This window comes from Streptomyces sp. NBC_00986, from assembly GCF_045162565.1.
GTDB lineage: Bacteria > Actinomycetota > Actinomycetes > Streptomycetales > Streptomycetaceae > Streptomyces.
The window spans coordinates 4,314,411-4,333,526 of the sequence record NZ_CP108733.1 but is presented as its reverse complement, the minus strand read 5'-3'; the positions used below and the strand labels follow the sequence as shown (position 1 = coordinate 4,333,526).

Annotated in this window: 15 protein-coding genes; 4 read left to right on the top strand and 11 right to left on the bottom strand. The window is 70.4% G+C overall.

Annotated features, from left to right (window positions below; genetic code table 11):
* Complete coding sequence (locus tag OG504_RS18585; protein ID WP_405990828.1) at positions 1–939, bottom strand: diiron oxygenase; 939 nt, start codon at positions 937–939, stop codon at positions 1–3.
* A gap of 144 nt (positions 940–1,083) precedes the next feature.
* Between OG504_RS18585 and OG504_RS18580 the strand changes: the two genes are divergently transcribed.
* Positions 1,084–1,842 (top strand): hypothetical protein, encoded by a 759-nt coding sequence (locus tag OG504_RS18580; protein WP_405990827.1) that lies wholly within the window; start codon positions 1,084–1,086, stop codon positions 1,840–1,842.
* A 17-nt stretch (positions 1,843–1,859) separates the two neighbouring features.
* Here the strand turns inward: OG504_RS18580 and OG504_RS18575 are convergent, their stop codons facing one another.
* The 7 genes from OG504_RS18575 to OG504_RS18545 form a co-directional block, all read right to left on the bottom strand.
* Positions 1,860–2,381, bottom strand: coding sequence for a DUF3291 domain-containing protein (locus tag OG504_RS18575; protein ID WP_405990826.1), 522 nt, complete (start codon positions 2,379–2,381; stop codon positions 1,860–1,862).
* A gap of 44 nt (positions 2,382–2,425) precedes the next feature.
* The gene (locus OG504_RS18570; protein ID WP_405996371.1) at positions 2,426–3,883 is read right to left on the bottom strand and encodes a penicillin-binding transpeptidase domain-containing protein; all 1,458 of its coding nucleotides are present in this window, start codon (positions 3,881–3,883) and stop codon (positions 2,426–2,428) included.
* A gap of 8 nt (positions 3,884–3,891) precedes the next feature.
* Positions 3,892–5,250 (bottom strand): FtsW/RodA/SpoVE family cell cycle protein, encoded by a 1,359-nt coding sequence (locus tag OG504_RS18565; protein WP_405990825.1) that lies wholly within the window; start codon positions 5,248–5,250, stop codon positions 3,892–3,894.
* Positions 5,251–5,311: 61 nt separating this feature from the next.
* Entirely contained in the window at positions 5,312–5,770 is a 459-nt protein-coding gene (locus OG504_RS18560) for an SH3 domain-containing protein (protein ID WP_405990824.1), read from the bottom strand.
* A 191-nt stretch (positions 5,771–5,961) separates the two neighbouring features.
* Positions 5,962–7,206: an ATP-binding protein gene (locus OG504_RS18555; RefSeq protein ID WP_405990823.1), complete on the bottom strand. Its 1,245-nt coding sequence runs from the start codon at positions 7,204–7,206 to the stop codon at positions 5,962–5,964.
* Positions 7,206–7,970 (bottom strand): hypothetical protein, encoded by a 765-nt coding sequence (locus OG504_RS18550; protein WP_405990822.1) that lies wholly within the window; start codon positions 7,968–7,970, stop codon positions 7,206–7,208. Before OG504_RS18550 ends, OG504_RS18555 begins: the two co-directional genes overlap by 1 nt.
* Before the next feature lie 100 nt (positions 7,971–8,070).
* Positions 8,071–8,577 carry a dual specificity protein phosphatase family protein gene (locus OG504_RS18545; protein WP_405990821.1) on the bottom strand — a complete coding sequence of 169 codons (507 nt, stop codon included), beginning with the start codon at positions 8,575–8,577 and terminating at the stop codon, positions 8,071–8,073.
* A gap of 96 nt (positions 8,578–8,673) precedes the next feature.
* Here OG504_RS18545 and OG504_RS18540 point away from each other — a divergent pair, with 96 nt between their 5' ends.
* The gene (locus OG504_RS18540) at positions 8,674–9,477 is read left to right on the top strand and encodes a nuclease-related domain-containing protein (protein ID WP_405990820.1); all 804 of its coding nucleotides are present in this window, start codon (positions 8,674–8,676) and stop codon (positions 9,475–9,477) included.
* Between the two features lie 684 nt (positions 9,478–10,161).
* On the opposite strand, the gene ligD is transcribed toward OG504_RS18540, so the two are convergent.
* A complete protein-coding gene (gene ligD / locus OG504_RS18535; RefSeq protein ID WP_405990819.1) occupies positions 10,162–11,043 on the bottom strand; it encodes a non-homologous end-joining DNA ligase in 882 nt (293 codons plus the stop codon).
* Positions 11,044–11,120: 77 nt separating this feature from the next.
* Here ligD and OG504_RS18530 point away from each other — a divergent pair, with 77 nt between their 5' ends.
* The gene (locus OG504_RS18530) at positions 11,121–12,164 is read left to right on the top strand and encodes a Ku protein (protein WP_405990818.1); all 1,044 of its coding nucleotides are present in this window, start codon (positions 11,121–11,123) and stop codon (positions 12,162–12,164) included.
* A 168-nt stretch (positions 12,165–12,332) separates the two neighbouring features.
* On the opposite strand, the gene OG504_RS18525 is transcribed toward OG504_RS18530, so the two are convergent.
* Positions 12,333–14,246: a beta-ketoacyl-[acyl-carrier-protein] synthase family protein gene (locus OG504_RS18525; RefSeq protein WP_405990817.1), complete on the bottom strand. Its 1,914-nt coding sequence runs from the start codon at positions 14,244–14,246 to the stop codon at positions 12,333–12,335.
* A gap of 400 nt (positions 14,247–14,646) precedes the next feature.
* Between OG504_RS18525 and OG504_RS18520 the strand changes: the two genes are divergently transcribed.
* The gene (locus tag OG504_RS18520) at positions 14,647–17,037 is read left to right on the top strand and encodes an endonuclease/exonuclease/phosphatase family protein (RefSeq protein ID WP_405996370.1); all 2,391 of its coding nucleotides are present in this window, start codon (positions 14,647–14,649) and stop codon (positions 17,035–17,037) included.
* A gap of 527 nt (positions 17,038–17,564) precedes the next feature.
* Here the strand turns inward: OG504_RS18520 and OG504_RS18515 are convergent.
* Positions 17,565–18,899, bottom strand: a complete 1,335-nt coding sequence (locus OG504_RS18515; protein WP_405990816.1) for an acyltransferase — start codon at positions 18,897–18,899, stop codon at positions 17,565–17,567.
* Positions 18,900–19,116: the final 217 nt, after the last annotated feature.

Sequence of the window (19,116 nt, the reverse complement as noted above, 5' to 3'; positions counted from 1 at the left end):
TCAAGCCAATAGCCCCGAGGCCTTCCACAGCCGTCGCCCCGCACCCCGCAGCACACCAATATCGTCAAGGAAGTCCGTCAGCTTCCTCGACCCGTTCTGCATGACCTCCCGCCGATGCCCACTCGCCCGCACCTGAGCCACCGCCTCCGCCCGATCAAGCCCTACGTTCGTGTAGACATCGGGGTTGACGAAGGCGATGGAGAAGATCCGCGCGAACTCCCCGGAAGTGACCCGCGTGAACTCCTGGGACCACCTGGGCGCGGTGATCATCTGCCGCCGCAACTCCTCCCGGGCGTAACGGACATGGCGAGCCTCCTCGACGACGTGGATACGGGTCACACCCCGGACCAGCGTCTGCACCCGCTCATCCGGAAACGTCAACCTCTGCATCCAGTCGAGGACTTCCTCGCCCAGCAGCGTCGCCGTGAACGAACCAGGCGTCGTGGAGATGGTCTTGAAGAGCCGCCCGAGGTTCTGATGGGCACGGCTCACCGGATACCAGGGCGCGTCCCCACGCGAGATCAACCGGGCGAACATCTTCGAGTGCCGGCACTCGTCCTCGATCTCGGTCAGCGCGTAGCGCACGTGCGCACTCGTCGCCGCCTTGTCGTAGATGTGCCGCACGAGCAGCTGCATCAGGATCAGCTCGAACCAGATACCCAGCGAGGCGAGCGCAGCGGCCTCGTGCTGGGAGAGCAGGATGCGCTGTTCCTCGCCCATCCGTTTCCACAGCGGGGTGTCGTACAGGGACACCAACTCCGGCGGCCAGAACCACTTCCCGTCCTCGAAGGGCGCGTCCCAGTCCAGCTCCTTGTCGGGGTCGAAGGAGTGCCTGGCGGAGGACGCGAGCAACCGCTCGGCCACTTGCTCACGGTCCTTGAGCAGGCCGAGCGCGTCACGCAGCCCGTCGACCGCGTCGGCTTCGGTCAGGGTCGTCATGGTTCTCCCACCTCGCGGATCGGTGTGTTACCCGGGGTCACATCCTCCGACGTCTTATGAGACTGCTTGTCAGCAAGCTCGTCAACCCTCGTGCGGGACTTATTGGCCGCGCGACGACGATCCGCACACCTGTACGGTGCTGGCGTGTCCATGCTTCCCTCGCCGCCGCAGCCCCCGGAGCCGTCACAGCCTCCTCCGCCGGAGAGCCCCTACGGCCCGTCCGCCGCCCACGGCTGGGGAGTTCAGCCCGTCCCGGCACCGCCCTCCCCGCTTCGGCGGAGGACCCAACTCGCCCTGCGGGTCCTGGCCGTGGTGCTCGGGCTCGGCTTCGTGGTCAACGTGGCGATCGTGCGGGTCCGGGAGGCGACCGCGGCCGAATTCCCCAAGGCGGAGTACGAATTGACCCTCCCCGGGACACTGCTCGACGGCCGCTACCGACTCGCGCACGACCTCTCGGGCACCACCGGCCGGGAGCTGGAGGAGAAGCTGTCCCACAGCCGGAACTCCCGGGTCAACCACGCCGTCGTCGCCCGCTACAGCCTCTACGGCGAGGCCCGCCAGGGCGCGTTGGTGATCTCCGGCTTCTCCGGCCGGCTCAGGAACACCGGCGCGATCCGCGCGGGCGCGCTGAAGGGCTTCGGGGCCGGTGCCGGCAAGACGGTGATCGTCCCGCCGAAGGACGTCACCCCGGCCGGCTCGGGCACCGGGATCAGCTGCGAGATCGTCACCGACAACTCGGCCGGCCCGACCTACACCTTCCCGGTTTGCGCCTGGGCCGACGGCAACACGTCCGCGCTGGTCGCCGAGATGACCTTCGGCGGGGTCAGCGCGGACCTGGACCTGAAGTCGGCCGCCAGGACGGTGCTCGTCGTCCGCTCGGAGGTGCGCACGCCGATCAAGTAGGCGGACGGTCCGGTCCGCTAGACCGAACAGCCCAGCCCCTCCGGGATGTTGACCCGTCCGACCGGCTCCGCCCCCTGTGCCGGGAACGACGTCCTCAACGTGAACGCGTACGGCGTCGGGCCGTGCGCCCGCAGGTGCAGCAGGCGGTCCTCCGCCTCCGCGACCGTGGGCCGGTGGCCCGTCGGGACCCACCACAGGACCGCCATCGCCTCCCGCATTCGCTCGAACCACTCACGGCGGCGGGCCAGCAACTCCCGGTGCCGGCCTTGGTACATGAACGTGGTGAGGGCGTCCACGTCGCGCCACACCGACATGTTGATGATCAGCCAGTCGTCGCCGAGGACGGGGACGTCCGTCGCGTTGCCGGAGTCGGACTGGAGGCGCCAGACGAAGCCCTCGGCGGTGTCGGAGGTGGCGTTCACCGGGTCGAGAGCGGCCACGAAGTCCTTCAACTCCGGGGAATCCAGCGGGAACTTGAGGCGGCCGACGTTGGCCTGGGCGAGTTCGTACGCGGGTGTTGTCAAGCGATGGTTGGTCATGACCGAACGGTAGGTCGGCCCGCTCGGGCTTCGGTACCCCCGTCTCAGGAACCGAGCACCGCCTCCATCACCGCCTTCGCGATCGGTGCCGCGTCCCCGCCGCCGCTGATGTCCGACCGGTCCGCCGACGCGTCCTCCACCACCACCGCGACCGCCACCTTCGGCTCGATGTCCCGTTCGCCCTGCGCCCAGGACACGAACCAGGCATACGGCGTACCGGAGTTGCCGATGCCGTGCTGCGCGGTGCCGGTCTTGCCGCCGACGGTCGCGCCGGGGATGGCCGCGTTCGTGCCGGTGCCTTCCGTGACCACGTCCTCCATAAGTTCCTTCATCTGTACGGCGGTTGCGGGGTGCATGGCCTGGCGGACCGGGCGGGACCCGGGCGTCGACACCGTCTCGCCGCCCCGCCTCGTCGTCCGTTCCACCAGGTACGGCTCCCGCACCTGCCCGCCGTTCGCGACCGCCGCCGCGACCATCGCCATCTGCAACGGTGTGGCCCGCGTGTTGTACTGCCCGATCGAGGACAGCGCCAACTGGGCTTTGTCCAGCGTCGTGTCGAAGGTGCTGGGGGAGACGGAGAAGGGGATCCGCGCGTCGGTGTCGTTGAAGCCGAACGCCTCCGCCGTGGTGCTCATGTTCCGCACGCCGACATCCACGCCGAGCTTCGCGAACACCGTGTTGCACGACCACTCGAAGGCGGAGCGGAGCGGCGCGTCCACACAGCCGTCCCCCTCGTTCGTGAGGGTCGTCGTCGTGCCGGGGAGGGTGTACGGGTCGGGGGAGTTGGTCGCCGCGTCGAGGTCCGTCACCACACCGGCGTCGAGCGCGGCCGCCGCTGTGACCACCTTGAACGTCGAACCCGGCGGATAGGTCTGCCGTACCGCCCGGTTGAGCATCGGCTTGTCCGGGTCGGCGTTCAGGCGGGCCCAACTGCGGTTCGCGGCACGGCTGTTGCCCGACAGGGTGGCGGGGTCGTAGGACGGGGTCGAGACGAGAGCGAGGATGCGGCCGGTCGACGGTTCGATCGCGGCCACCGCGCCCGTGCGCGTGCCGAGTCCGGCGTACGCCGCCTGCTGTGCGGCCGGGTTGAGGGTGGTGACGACGTTGCCGCCGGGGTTCTGGGCGCGGGTCAGGTCGTTCCAGAGGGGGAACGGCGAGAGCATCGAATCGGTGCCGGAGAGGATGCCGTCCTCGGAGTGCTCCAGGAACGTCGTGCCGTACTCCTGCGAGGCGAAGCCGGTGACCGGCGCGTACAACGGGCCGTTCCTGTACGTCCGTTCGTAGCGGAGCTGCTCGCCGGAGTCGCGCGAGCCGGTGATCGGTTTGCCGCCGACGAGGATGCGGCCCCTCGGCTGGTCGTAACGGGCGATGGTGTGGCGGCGGTTGGCGATGTTGTCGTCGTAGGAGCGGGACTCGAAGATCTGGACGCGGGTGGCGTTCACCAGCAGGGCCAGCAGGAGCAGGGTGCAGAAGGCCGCGGCGAGGCGGATGTGGCGGGTCATGGAGTCGGTCACGCGGCCACCTCGATGTCGTACTGACGGCGGGACGAGTCGCTCAGCCGGATCAGCAGGGCCACGATGGCCCAGTTGGTGACGACCGAGGAGCCGCCCTGGGCGAGGAACGGCATCGCCATGCCGGTCAGCGGGATCAGGCCGGTCACCCCGCCCGCGATCACGAACACCTGGAGCGCGACGATCGAGGCGAGCCCGACCGCGAGCAGCCGGCCGAAGGGGTCGCGCAGCGCCAGGCCCGCCCGGTAGCCGCGCTCCACGAGCAGGCCGTAGAGGATGAAGATCGCGGAGAGGCCGGCCAGGCCCAGTTCCTCGCCCGCCGTGGCCAGGATGAAGTCCGACTTCGCGGCGAAGCCGATGAGGATGGAGTGGCCGAGGCCCAGGCCCGTGCCGAGCATGCCGCCGGCCGCGAACGCGAAGAGGGACTGGGCGAGTTGATTGGGTCCGTGGCCCGCGTCGATGGACGCGAAGGGGTGCAGCCAGTCCTGGACCCGGCTGTGGACGTGCGGTTCAAGCCAGCCGACGGCGACCGCGCCGAGGGCGGCGAGCAGCAGGCCGACCGCGATCCAGCCGGTGCGGCCGGTGGCGACGTAGAGGAGGGTCACGAACAGGCCGAAGAAGAGGAGCGAGGTGCCGAGGTCGCGTTCCATGACCAGGACGCCGACGCTCAGCAGCCAGATCGCGACGATCGGGCCCAGCACGCGGCCGGTGGGGAGCTGGAGGCGCCAGACGCGGCGGCCCGCGTAGGCGAGCGCGTTGCGGTTGGCCGCGAGGCACGCGGCGAAGAAGACCGCGAGCAACACCTTCGCGAACTCGCCCGGCTGGATGGAGAATCCGGCGATCCGGATCCAGATCCGGGCCCCGTTCACGGCGGGGAAGAGGACCGGGAGGGTCAGCAGGACGAGGGCGGCGGCCACGCAGACGTAGGCGTAGCGCTGGAGCACGCGGTGATCGCGGAGGGCCAGCACTACGACGATGAAGAGGGCCACGCCCAGGGTGGACCACACGAGTTGAGTGGGCGCCGCCCGGTCGCCCGGGGTCTCCAGATCGAGCCGGTAGATGAGGACGAGGCCGAGACCGTTGAGGAGGACCCCGATCGGGAGGAGGAGCGGGTCGGCGTACGGGGCCCGCAGGCGCACCGCGATGTGCGCGAGCAGGGCGAGCACGCCGAGCCCGGCGCCGTAGCCGGCGGCGCCGGGCGGGACCGTGCCGTTCTTGGCGAGACCGACAGCGCAGTAGCCGTACACGGAGAGGAGTACGGCCACGACGATGAGGGTGAGTTCGATGCCACGGCGCCGGGGGAGGCGTACAGCGGGTGTGGGAAGGTCCGCTGTGACGGTGGTTCCGGCGTTGGTCATGTCCGGAACTTACCCAAATGGTGCGGGTTGTGTGCCTTGGGTGGTGCGTGTGTCTCGTCCGTCAGCACCAGCGGGGCGCGGGTCCGATGTTGTCGATGTAGCGCGCCGAGCCCCAGGCCCAGGTGCCGTCCGTGAGGAGGTACCAGAGCGGGTTGCCCTGGACGTTCGAGCCGCCGGTCTTGCAGAAGATCGAGACGTGCTCGCCGCGGTAGGCGTACCGGATGATCCTGCTGCCACGGTCCGGGCGGGAACGCAGGGCGAGTTGACCGGCCGTGACGACACCGCGGTAGAGGCGCGGGTTGTCGTGGTCGCCGTGGTCGCCCTGGTTGTCGTGGTCACCGCGACCGCCGAAGTCGTCGTCGCCCTGCTGGTTCCACCCGCCGTCGTCCTGACGGCTGACGCCCGGGTCTTCGTCGCCCCATTCGTCGTCGGCCACGGCGGGGGTGACAGCGGCGGCGGTGACCAGCGCACCGGCGGCGACCGCTATACCGAGACGGCGGAGGGAGAGGCTGAGGGACATGGGGGAACCTCCAGGGGTGGGGCGAAGCTGACTTATCGCCACATTAGGAGGGGGGAGGGGGGCTTCGCTCATCACGCTGGGCCACACGAGCATGGCCCGCCTGGGCGCGCCCCAAAGGGGCGCGGGGAACTGCGCGACCAGCCACAGCCGGTCCGCACCCGACAACTCACCCGCAGCCCCGAGCTCTCCACTCATCCAAGCGTCAACGTCGCAAGCGCCCCACCACCATCACCGGCGTCCACATTCGAGAACTCCAGCCGCGCCCCCAACACCTCCGCCTGCCCCAACGCGATGGTCAGCCCCAGCCCATGACCCGTAGCCCCACCCTCCGTACGGAACCGCTGAGGCCCATGCTCCACGAGGTACTCCGGATACCCGTCCCCGTGATCCCGCACAGTCACGACCGCCCCGTCGACGGTCACCACAACCGGCCCCCGCCCATGCCGATGCCCATTGGCGACGAGATTCCCCAGCACCCGTTCCAGCCGCCGCCGATCCGTCTCCACCCACTCGTCCCGCACAACCCGGACCTCGGTATCCGTCCCCGCCGCCCGCACGACCCGCTCGGCCACCGCCCCCAACTGCTCGGTGTCCAGCTCGAGTTTCTCCCGCCGCGTATCGAGCCGAGAGATCTCCAACAGGTCCTCGGTCAGCGTCCGCAACGCGGCGACCCGATCCCGCACCAGCTCCGTCGGCCGCCCCGGAGGCAACAACTCGGCCGCCGCATGCAACCCGGTCAACGGCGTGCGCAACTCGTGCGCCACATCCGCCGTGAACCGCTGCTCGCTCAGCAGCTTCCCCTGCAACGACGAGGCCATCGTGTCCAGCGCGGCGGCCACCGCGGCCACCTCGTCCTGTGGCAGGGTCGCGTCCTTCGTGCGGGGATCGTCGACCCGCGCGTCCAGGTCACCCGCACTGATCCGCCGGGCGACCTGCGCCGTCCCGTGCAACCGCCGCGTCACCCGGGTCACCGCGAACGCGCCGACCAGCAGCGTCGCCCCGATCGCCAGCGCGGAGGACCAGACGATCGCCCGGTCCAGTCCGGCGATGGTGCTCGACCCCTGCGAGTAGTCGACCCCGACGGCCAGCACCCGGTCACCGGAGGCCGGGCCCGCCGCCCACATCGTGGGGCGCCCCCGGTGCCTGCCGACCATCGTGCCGCGCTCCCCGGCCCCGGCCAGTTGCCGTAGCGGAACGGGCAGGTCCTCGGGATCGACGCCGGCGCCATGGACGAGCGAGTCCCCGGCCTCGTACTGCGTCGTCGCCTCCTTCAGCCGCGACAACGCGAGGTCACGGGCCTGGCCGACGGTCTGGTCGGTCACCGAGACATGCACGAGTACGCCGAGGAGCGCGGCCAGCGCGCAGCACATCACGGTGATGAACACGCCGGCCTTGAAGGCGAGGGTCCCGGCCCAGCGGGGCAGCGCGAGCCTCATCACGGGGTCGCCGAGGGGGACGTGGGCGAGGTGGGGGAGCCGGGCGGGGCCGGGGTCGCGCGGCGGACTCCGTGCTTGCGGCTGCCCGTGCGCAGGAACTCGTCGTGGGTCAGCAGCATCGCCTTCTGGTCCGCGTCCCAGGTCCACTGCACGCGGTACTCGTACCCCGCGAGCTCCGAAGGCGAGCGGATGATCACGGAACGCCCGGCCAGTTCGACCCCGCTCACGGCGTCGTCGTTGGCCATGACCCGCACGAGCCTGTGCTTCTCGACGGTGTAGACGCGGACGGCGGTCATCTTGGTCGGCAGCAGCCGGAACCCGAGCGTGAGGTCGTCGCGTCCGTCGCCGGTGAGGTCGCGGTAGTAGGGCTTGAGGACGGGACAGGCGCCACGGCCCCCGCCTGTCTCGCAGTCGCCGATCCGCTCGGCGGTCCCCCGGTACGGCGCCTTGGAGCCGGCGTAGTCACTCGGGTTCGCGGCGATCTCGGCGCGTACGACGGCGATCGGGTCCACCTTGCGGATGTCGTCGCCGGGGACGGTGATGCCCTTCACGGTCTCCGTGTCCGCCTCGTCGAAGTCGTAGGCGGGGGAGGAGGCGGGCGACAGATTCGGCCAAAGCTTGGCCGGACTGGTCGCGGTCGGGGTCGCTCCCGCACCGCGCAGGGCGCCGGTGTCGCCGCAGGCCACCGCGGTCGCGAGGAGCAGGGCGACGGCGGTGGTGGTGCGGGCGGCGCGCACGGGACGACCGGGGCGACTGGGGGGCACTGCTCTCCTGCGGGGCGCTGGTGTGGGACCCGTACACCCTATTCGTAGGGAAGTCCTTTTTGTTCATATGTGCGGGTGGGTTGAGGGAACGATTACTCGGCTACTCGGCCAGTTCCTCCAGCAGCCGGGCCGTGGACAGTCCCGTCCGCAGGTACTCGACGAACAGTTCGTTGTGGAGAGCCCACGGGGACCGGCGGGAGCGGATCAGCCGTATCGCCTCGTCGGTGGAGTACCCGCGGCGGACCAGCGCGTGGGCGACGACCAGCCCCGACCTGTTGTAACCGTGATAGCAGCGGACGAGGACCTTCCGCCCCTCGTCCAGCGCGTCGCACGCGGCGACGGCCAGCCGCATCACGCCGGCCAGCTGCGTCCCGTCCAGCGGCCCGTCCGGAATCGGCCACACATGGTGCTCGACGCCGGGGTCGGGCCCGTGCCCGGGCAGCCGTAGCAGCGTCTGTACGAGATCGAACTCGTCCCGCACCACCGCGAACTCCAGTTGCCCCGAGCGCCCCCTGAACTCGTGCCCGCCCATCCACAGACCGGGCGTGATCTCGCTCCACGGACGGTCCGGAGCGGGTACGTCGGGTTGCTTCCTGCGCGTCCGCAACGGCGCCTCCCCAAGCCCCAGCGACTGACCCAAAGGTAACCGGGTTCTTGCCCCTTGAGCACCCCGCCTGTTCCCATGGTCGAGGGGTGATGGTGCATGAGCGGACTGCGCGTCATACCGACCTGGCGCCACGGTCAGGAACGGCTGTACGTCTGTCACACCGACGGAAGGAACGTCGCCTGGTACGACAGGGAGGCGGCCCGGATCAATCTGCTGAGCGAGGACCGCAGGGAGGACGTCCTGCACGCCCTCGGTCCCTTCCTCACCGGCCCGGTCACGGTGGGCCCACCACCGGTACCGACCCCCGCGGAACTGGCCCGCCTGACCCTCCACCCCGACGACGACCTGGCCCCCAACCGCCCCGGCGAGGCCCTCCACGTGGCCCTGGACCGAGACCCGGGCCCGCAACACCGCCTCCGCCCCGACCCCCGCCGCCGAGCCCTGACCGCGGAACAAGCGGTAGGCGAAGCCCTGGACGCTCTCGACGGCGCGGGCTGGCACGCCCTCCACTCGATCCCCCTCCCCGGCGGCGACCGCCTCCATCACCTGCTGATCGGTCCCGGCGGCCTCTTCGCCGTCCACACCCTGCACGCCCGCAAACAACGCGTCCAGATCGCCGACCCCATGGTCACCCTGGGCCGCCGCGACCCGCTCCCCCTGCTCCGCCGGGCCCGCTCCGACGCGGCCCGCGCGTCCTACGCACTGACGGCCGAGGTCCACCCGGTCCTCGCCCTCTCCGGCCCGGCGGACGTCAGGGTGACGACTCCGCTGCGCGAGGTCCGCGTACTCCAGGACACGGAGTTGTCCGGACTGGCAAGAACGGGAGGGGTGTTGAAGCCGGCGGATGTGGAGGCGCTGCACGCGATGGCGAGGGACCGGCATACGTGGGGGAGGGTTTGAGGCTCGCCTCTTGGGGCGAGTTCGTCGCGTGTGTTTTCAAGTGGACGTTGGGCCGCCCGCTTCTTGGCCAGTGTCGGGCTTCCGCGGCCCGAGTAAAGGGCGCTCCGCTGCGCTACGCGTCGCCTGCGGCGATGGCCCTGCGGGCCACCCTTGACTAGGGCCGCTCCAGCCCGATTGAGAAGCGAGCGAGCGGCCCCGAAAGACGGTTGCCCAGGGAGAGGGCCCCTTACGGCGGTTGCGTGGCCGGCCGGTGTTGAGGAGCGCGCTCGCGCCTCGCCAGTACGCCGCGTCGGCTCAGCGGCTAACGCCGGGTGGAGTGGAGTGGAGTGGGGTGGGGTGGGGTGGGGTGGGGTGGCCGGGGGTCGCGTGGGGTGGAGTGTGCTGATGGAGCAGGGCGGAGTGGGGTGGAGTAGGGCTCGGCGGAACGGGCGGAACGGGCGGAACTGGGCGGGGCGGAGCAGGTGGTGTGCGAAGCAGGTGGTGTCAGGAAGCTGTCGCGAAAATAACCGGCTATCTGCCACTTGACCGGTTAGAAGAACACCCAGCTTTCCGGACCCCCTCGCACCGCCTCCGGGCGACATCCTCGAGACCGGGCGAACGCGCCACCCACCACTCGGAGTTGGCCGCCGAGCCGACCCGGCGTTCACTTGAAGAGAGCCATGCGTATCCCCACCCAACCCCTCGTCAAGGCAGGGCTCCTGCTCGTCCGGCGTCGAGCAACGGTTCCAGCAGATCGCCGTACTCAAGCAGTCGTACCTCCAACTCCCTCGCCGTAATAGTGAGTTGATCCGGTTCCCCGCACATCGACACCTCCTCCCACGTCACCGGTGTCGACACGCACTCCGCCGCCCGAGCCCGCAACGTATAGGGCGTGGCCGTGGTCTTCCGCGCGGCGTTCTGGCTCCAGTCGACGAACACCTTTCCCACCCGCAGACTCCGCGTCATCCGATGCACGACAAGCCGAGGCATGGCCGCCTCCGCCTCCACGGCCAACGCCTTCGCATACTCGACGGCCCGTTCCGACGACACCGGCGCCACCCCCGCCAACAGGTGCAACCCCTTCGCCCCGGACGTCTTGACGTACGCCTCGATCCCATCCGCAGCCAGCCGCTCCCGCAGCCACACCGCAACCTCACAACACTCCACGACGGTCGCGGGCGCCCCCGGATCGAGGTCGAAGACGAGCCGGTCGGCAAGGCCGGGCGCCCCGATCACCCACTGCGGCGTATGGAACTCGGTGACAAGATTCGCCGCCCACATCAAGGACGCCAGATCCTGCACCAGCACCATCCGCGCCGGCCCCTCCGACCGGGGGACTTCGGCCGTGGTGACCCAGTCGGGCGTACCCGGAGGCACGTTCTTGGTGAAGAACACCTGCCCCTCGGGCCCGTCCGGATACCGCAGAAAGGACACGGGCCGGTCGCGCAGATGGGGCAGCAGAACCTCGGCGGTGGTCGCGTAGTAGTGCAGAACCTCGCCCTTGGTGAACCCGGTCGCCGGGTACAGCACCTTGTCCAGGTTGCTGAGCGCGACCCTTCGCCCCTCCACCTCTGTGATCGGCGTCATACGATGAGAATCCCATGGAAACGTGACGAACCGGACGCGAGCCGAGAACGTGAACCGGAACCGGATTCGGAAGGCAGGTGCGGCAGGTGCGATCCATATGGAACGGCGCCATATCCTTCGGCCTGGTCAGCATCCCGATCAAGCTGGTGAACGCGACCGAGAACCACTCCATCTCCTTCCGCCAGATCCACACGGAGGACGGCGGCCGCATCCGCTACCGCAAGGTCTGCGAACTGGAGGACCGCGAGGTTGCCCAGGCCGAGATCGGCAAGGCGTACGAGGACGCGGACGGCACGATGATCCCGATCACGGACGAGGATCTGGCGCAGCTGCCGATCCCGACGGCGAAGACGATCGAGATCGTGGCGTTCGTGCCGGCCGACCGGATCGATCCGCTCCAGATGGACGCGGCGTACTACCTCTCCGCGAACGGCGTCCCCGCGGCCAAGCCGTACACCCTGCTGCGCGAGGCGCTGAAGCGCAGCCAGAAGGTGGCCATCGCGAAGTACGCGCTGCGGGGCCGCGAACGCCTTGGCATGCTGCGTGTGGTCGACGACGTGATCGCCATGCACGGCCTGCTCTGGCCGGACGAGATCCGCGTCCCCGAGGGCGTCGCCCCCGACACGAACGTCACCGTCCGCGACAAGGAACTCGACCTGGCGGACGCCCTGATGGACACGCTGGGCGAGGTCGACCTCGCGGATCTCCACGACGACTACCGCGAGGCGGTCGAGGAGATGATCACCGCGAAGGCCTCCGGCGAACAGCCCGCGACGACCCCGTCCCCGGCCCCCGGAGCCAAGGTCCTGGACCTGATGGCGGCCCTGGAGAAGAGCGTCCGCGAGGCCAAGGAATCGCGAGGCGAGGAACCGGAAGCCAAGGAAACGGGAGCGAAGGCCGAGGTCAGACGCATCTCACCCCGAGCGACCCCCAAACAGACCCCCGGCAAGAAGTCGACCTCCACGGCAACGAAGAAGACGACACCGGCGAAGAAGTCCCAGGCCCAGGCCCCGGCAAAGAAATCGACGCGCACCACCAAGAAGACAACGGCGACAAAGTCCACCGCGACCGCGAAGAAGACCCAGGCAAAGAAGGCAACTCCCCGCAAGCGAACGGCTTGAGCCGCAGCCTCCTCGCCGGTCCCCGCACAGGCCACCACCGCGACCACCGCCGCCTCGACCAGCTCACCGCGCCCGCGAAGAAACCCCGGCAGGGACCCAGGCAGAAACCCCGGCAAAGCCCCCCCACAAACAACCAGCCCGAGCCGCCTCCCCCCGCCCCTCGCCGGGCTACCCCACCCGCCGCAACGCCAACACCGCGTTGTGCCCCCCGAACCCGAACGAGTTGCTCAACGCGAGATCCCCGGCCCCGGCCTCGCCCCGAGGCAACTCCCGCGCCACCCCCGTCACCACATCCAGCCCGATCGAGTCATCCAGCTCACTCGCCGCCCCGACGGTCGCCGGCACCACTCCGTGATGCAACGAGAGCACCGTCGCCACAGCCTCAACCCCACCCGCAGCCCCCTGCAGATGCCCGAGATGCCCCTTGATCGCGGTAACAGGAACGTTTCTGCGGCCGAACACCGCCCGCAACGCCCCCGCCTCGGCGAGATCCCCCTCCACCGTCGCCGTCGCGTGCGCGTTCACATGGACGACGTCCACGACATGCCCGCCCGCGTCCCGCACCGCCCGCCGCACGGCGAGCGCGACCCCGGCGCCGGACGGATCGGGCGCCGCCATGTGGTGCGCGTCGGCGGACAGCCCCCACCCGGCGGCCTCGCAGTAGATCCGCGCTCCACGCGCACGTGCGTGTTCCTCGGCCTCCAGGACGAGCACCCCCGCACCCTCCCCGTTCACGAACCCGTCCCGGTCCTTGCCGAACGGCCGTGACGGCGACGACCCGTCCGCCAACCCCCGCGTGGACAACGCCCGCATCGCCGCGAACGACGCCATGATCGCCGGCGTGACGACCGCCTCGGCCCCGCCCGCGAGGGCGATGTCGACACGGCCGTACCGTATGCGGTCGATGGCCGCCCCGATCGCCTCCGTGCCGGAGGCACACGCCGCGGTGACCGTGCGGGCCTCGCCGGTGATGTGCAGGTCGAGGGAGACCTGGGACGCGGCCTGCGACGGAACGGTCATGGGCGTGGTGAGCGGCGAGACACCGCGCGGCCCCTTGTCCCGCAGCTTGCGGTCGCCGCCGACGAGCACGGACGCGTCCCCGAGGATCGCCCCGAGACTGACCCCGACCCGTTCGGGATCGAGCCCGCTCTCCCGCGTCCCGCCCGCCACGAACCCGGCGTCACTCCATGCCTCCCGCGCGGCCAGCACCGCGAACTGCGCGGCCCGGTTCATCCGCCGCGCCGCCTGCCTCGGCAGCAGCTCGGCCGGATCGACGGGCACGGTCCCGGCCACCCGCACGGGCAGCTCAGCGAACTCCTCGTCGTCCAGTTCCCGTATCCCGTGCCGCCCGTCGAGCAGCCCCCGCCACAACTCGTCGACCCCGACCCCGAGCGGCGTCACGGCCCCCAGCCCGGTGACCACGACCCGCCGCGGCCCACCCGCGGCCGCCACCCGCTCAGGCCGCGGATGATGCCGTACGACGAACTCGCCACCGCCCCCCACACCGGCACCCGGCGTTTCGGCACCGCCCCGCGCACCGGCGCCCGGCGTCTCCACACCACCCCCCGCACCAGCACCCAAGTCCTCCGACCCGGCCCGCACGCCGGCCCCCGCCACCGGAGCCGCACCCCACCCCCGAACCTCCGCATCGGTCAGCACGTCATCCCCCGACCCCCCGTCCAGATCCCGGTGCCACACTCCCCACCGCCGCACGTACGACACCTCGTCCGCCCCCGGATCCACCACCCGCAACGAACTCACCCGGTCGCCCTCCCGGAACTCGACGGACGCGAGGTCGTCGGAGACGAGTCGCGGCACCGCACCGACGTCCAGTCGCCGGCACCCGCTGATCACCCGGCGGTCGCGGCCGAGCACCTCGTCGTGGTCCGTGCCGCCGAGCGGTGGCCGCAGGGAGACGCGGATCGTCTCGGGGGTCTCGGGGAGGGTGTGGGTGACGACGTACCAGCAGGCGCGTTCGGCATCGGCCGGGGTCAGGGCGATCAGGTCGCCCGGGATGACCTCGGCGGCGGTCACGGGGTGGGGAGCGAACGGGACTTGTGACGAATCGGATGAATTGGACATATCTCGCACACGCTTCCTGGGGACTGAACGGACTTATGCCCTACGGCAAACCATCCCGAGTGAACTGGACGAAACCGGAAAAAGCCACGGTTGAAAGATGAACCTGTTGCGCCCCGGGAGCTCTCAAGGTCGGCTGAAATAGGGCGAGTTGTCCAATTGGTCACCGGGGTTATGTGTGGAACGTCACTTTCATGGCCGTCACAGCCGCCCCCGCACTCACTTGTTCCCTGGATTTAACGTGAGGCCCTCTGGCAACTCCCTTTCTACGCGCGTAACTTGAGCCGACTCCCCACAGGCACCCGGTATCGGCAGCTACACGAAGCACGAGGAGACCGCCAGCGTGTCCAGACCTGAAGGGCGCAGACCCCGCGCCCGCCGCACCGCCCAAGCGATCGTCTCGGTGGGCGCGGCGGGAGCGTTCGCCTTCACCGCCCTGCCCGCCGCGTCCGCAACTCCCTCCGCCTCGGCGGTCGTTGCCGAGGTGTACGGCGGCGGGGGCAACTCGGGAGCCACCCTGACCCGCGACTTCGTCGAACTCGGCAACGCCGGTTCGGCGGCCTACGACCTGTCGGGCTACAGCGTCCAGTACCTGCCCGGTACGCCGTCCGCCGGCTCCACTTGGCAGGTCACCGCCCTCACCGGCGCGATCGCCCCCGGCGCCCGCTACCTGGTCGGCGAGGGCACCGGCAGCGGCGGCACCACAGCGCTGCCCACCACCGACGCCACCGGCTCGATCGCGATGAGCGCGACTTCCGGCACGATCGCCCTGGTCTCCGGCACCACCGCGCTGACCTGCAAGACCGCCGCGGACTGCGCGGCCGACCCGAGCATCGTCGACCTCGCGGGCTACGGCACCGCGGTCGTCCGCGAGGGCAGCGGCCCGGCCACCGGCGCCTCCAACACGGCCGCGGTCGCCCGCGCCGACTCGCTCGCCGACACCGACGACAACGCGGCCGACTTCACGAGCGCCACCCCGACACCGGTCAACTCGGCGGGCCAGACGCCCGGTTCGGGTGACGGCGGTGGCGATGGCGGCGGCGACGGCGGTTCGCCGACCGACCCCGGCACGGTCCGCGTCCACGACATCCAGGGCACGACCCGCCTCTCGCCGTACTCCGGCCAGACGGTCACCCGAGTCCCCGGCATCGTCACCGGCGTCCGCTCCACCGGCTCCCTCGGCTACTGGATCCAGGACCCGACCCCCGACACCGACCCGCGCACCAGCGAGGCGGTCTTCGTCTACACCGGCTCCACCAAGCCGACCGTGGCGGTGGGCGATTCGGTCCTGGTCACCGGCAAGGTCAGCGAGTACTACCCGAGCAGCACCAGCCAGTCGAACACCGAGATCGGCGGCCCGACCACCACGGTCCTCTCCAGCGGCAACGCGCTGCCCGACGCCGTCGCGCTGAACGCCACCTCGGTCCCGGACGCCTACATCCCGACCGCGTCCGGCGGCAGCATCGAGTCCCTCGCGCTCCAACCGACCGTCTACGCCCAGGACTTCTACGAGTCCCTGGAGGGCATGCGGGTCACCTTCGCCGACGCCCGCGTGGTCGGCGCGAGCGACGCGTACGGCGAGCTGTGGGTCACCGTGAAGCCGAACGAGAACGCCACCGCCCGCGGCGGGACCCTGTACTCCTCCTACGACCAGCCCAACACCGGTCGTATCGAGGTGATGTCGCTCGACACGGCCTCAACCTTCCCCGCGGCCAACGTAGGTGACGAACTCTCAGGTACGACCACGGGCCCCCTCGACTACTCCACCTACGGCGGCTACAACGTCCAGGCCACCCAGCTCGGCACCCTCGTCGACAAGGGCCTGAAGCAGGAAGTGACCCGCCGTCAGAAGAAGGACGAGCTCGCGGTCGCCACGTACAACGTGGAGAACCTGGACGCGCTCGACACCCAGGAGAAGTTCGACCGGCTCGCCGAGGGCGTCGCGGTCAACCTCAACTCGCCCGACATCGTGGCCCTGGAGGAGATCCAGGACGACAACGGCGCGACGAACGACGGCACGGTGACGGCCGAGGGCACCCTGAAGCGCTTCACGGACGCGGTCCGCGCGGCCGGCGGCCCGGCGTACAAGTGGCGTTACATCTCGCCGACGAACAACGCGGACGGCGGCGAGCCCGGCGGCAACATCCGCCAGGTCTTCCTCTACAACCCCAAGCGGGTCTCCTTCACCGACCACAAGGGCGGCGACGCGACCACCGCCACGAGCGTGGTGAAGACCCGCAAGGGCGTCGAACTCACCTACTCCCCGGGCCGTATCGACCCGACCAACGCGGCCTGGGAGGACAGCCGCAAGCCCCTGGTGGGCGAGTTCACCTTCCAGGGCGAGCAGGTCTTTGTGATCGCCAACCACTTCATCTCCAAGGGCGGCGACCAGCCGATCCACGGCCGCTACCAGCCCCCGGCCCGCAGCTCGGAGACCCAGCGCGCGGCCCAGGCGGCGGAGGTCAACACCTTCGTCAAGTCCCTCCTGGCGGCGGACAAGAACGCCAAGGCGATAGTCCTCGGCGACCTGAACGACTACGAGTTCTCCCAGACGGTGACCACCCTGACGGCCGGCAAGGTCCTCAAGCCCCTGATCACCACCCTCCCCGCCGCCGAGCGCTACACCTACGTCTACGACGGCAACTCCCAGACCCTGGACCACATCCTGACCAGCCCCGCGGTGACGTCCTTCAACTACGACGTCGTCCACATCAACGCGGAGTTCGCGGACCAGGCAAGCGACCACGACCCCCAGATCGTCCGAATCGACCTCTCGAAGTGCGGTAGGCGCTAAGACTGTTGAAGGCCAACGGGGCGGAACGACGCAAGCCGCCCCGCCCCGTCAGCCTCCCGGTCCCGCCCAAGGCACCCCCCCCAAGGGGCGCGGGGCTGTGCCATTTGCGGCTCCGCCGCGCGCCTCCTGCCTCGCGGTCCTGGCCGAGGCAACCCCCCAGGGGGTGCGGGGCTGTGCCATTTGCGGCTCCGCCGCGCGCCTCCTGCCTCGCGGTCCTGGCCGAGGCAACCCCCCAGGGGGTGCGGGGCTGTGCCATTTGCGGCTCCGCCGCGCGCCTCCTGCCTCGCGGTCCTGGCCGAGGCAACCCTCCAGGGGGTGCGGGGCTGTGCCATTTGCGGCTCCGCCGCGCGCCTCCTGCCTCGCGGTCCTGGCCGAGGCAACCCTCCAGGGGGTGCGGGGCTGTGCCATTTGCGGCTCCGCCGCGCGCCTCGTGCCTCCCGGTCCTGGCCGAGGCAACCCCCCAAGGGGCGCGGGGAACTGCGCGACCAGCCGCAACGTGCCCGCACTCGCAAGACAACACAAGCCACTCAGACGCCAAGGCGCACGCCCCGGTCCACCGCACTCCGCCCCGTCCCCATGACCAGCCCGACCCCCACGGCCAGCCCCAACGCCGGCAACACCGGGAACCGCCCTCCATAGGCGAACCCATGCCCGGCGAACCAGACCAGCGCACTCACACTCGCCGCCATCCCAACCCACAACGCCCAAGGCCGACGCGGCAGTTCAAGCGGCAGATCCTCCGGCCGAGTCCGCTCGTACACCACCGCGAGCCCCCGCTCCAACGGCCCCAACGCCCCTACGACCCCCACCAACACGACCCCGAGCACGACCAGCCACGGCACCCGCAGAACCCACCAACTCCCCGACCTATAGGCCGGTTCGGGAGCGAGCCCGGTGAGATAGAAGCCCGCGGCGACGATCAGCACCGGCAACATGTGCCACAGGTAGAGCGTCATACTGGCTCCGCCCAACGGCCGTACAAGCCCCCAGAGTTGCTCCCGCTCCAACAGCCGCCGCAGCACAGGCGCGAGCAACAGCGCCACCCCGACCTGCCCAACCGCCCAGGCCAGCATGGCGGCGGACGGGGGATTGGTGTTGCTGGGACTCTGCCCGGTCACCAGGATCAGACTCACCGGGAAGGGCCCGAACGCGACCAGCGCGGCGAAGGCAGCGGCACCGCCCGCGGCCATGCAGACAGGCAGGGCGGACCGTTCGGCGAGCAGCAGGTCCCGCCAACAGAAGCCCAGTTGATAGGCAACGCCCCACACCAGCACGTAGTTGAGCAGCCCGACGAACGGCGCGTGCACGGTGACCACAAGTGCGTCCGCGACCAGAGCGACCACCCCCATCACCACCGGCACCCGCAACCCCCACCGCCGATGCGCCGCGTGCAGCACGGGAGTTGCCGCACTGAGCAGCAGATACACCGGCAGGAACCAGAACTGCATCGCCATCGCCCACCCGACGAGCGCGAGGATGCCCGGGTCCACCCCGACCGCCGAGCAGATCGCCACGGCGACCAGCACCAGCCCGCTGTACACCCCGGCAGGCAGCAGCAGCCGTAGCGCCCGCTGCCCCACCCAACCGGTCGCCGTACGGCCCTCGTTGCGGGCCCGCGCCCAGGAGCCGCCGGCCGCGTGCCCGCCGGCCAGGAAGAACAGCGGCATGATCTGGAACCCCAGGGTGAGCCACTGGGTCCAGTGCACGGTCGCGAGCAACTCCGGTGCGGTGATTACCCCGTTGGGGTCCCGCACCAGCCCGGTGATCAGCCAGTGCCCGAACACCACCAGCACGATCGCCCACGCCCGCAAGAAGTCGACGTAGCGATCCCGGCCCCCGCTGCCCACGCTCAAGTCCCCCATGGGACGCCATGGTGCCGCCGGTGGGCGGCAGTTGTGGGGGAGCGGCGCCGTCCCGCAACCAATCCGTGCCCGTCACGACACCCGTCACCGATCCGCGGTGGGCCCGCCGTCGCTCCCCAAATCCCTTGACCCGCCCTTGCCTTGACTCGCCCCTGTCAACACTGCTTCCCTGAGCCCACACAGCGAATTGGTCTGCACCAATATCGCGCAGGGATTG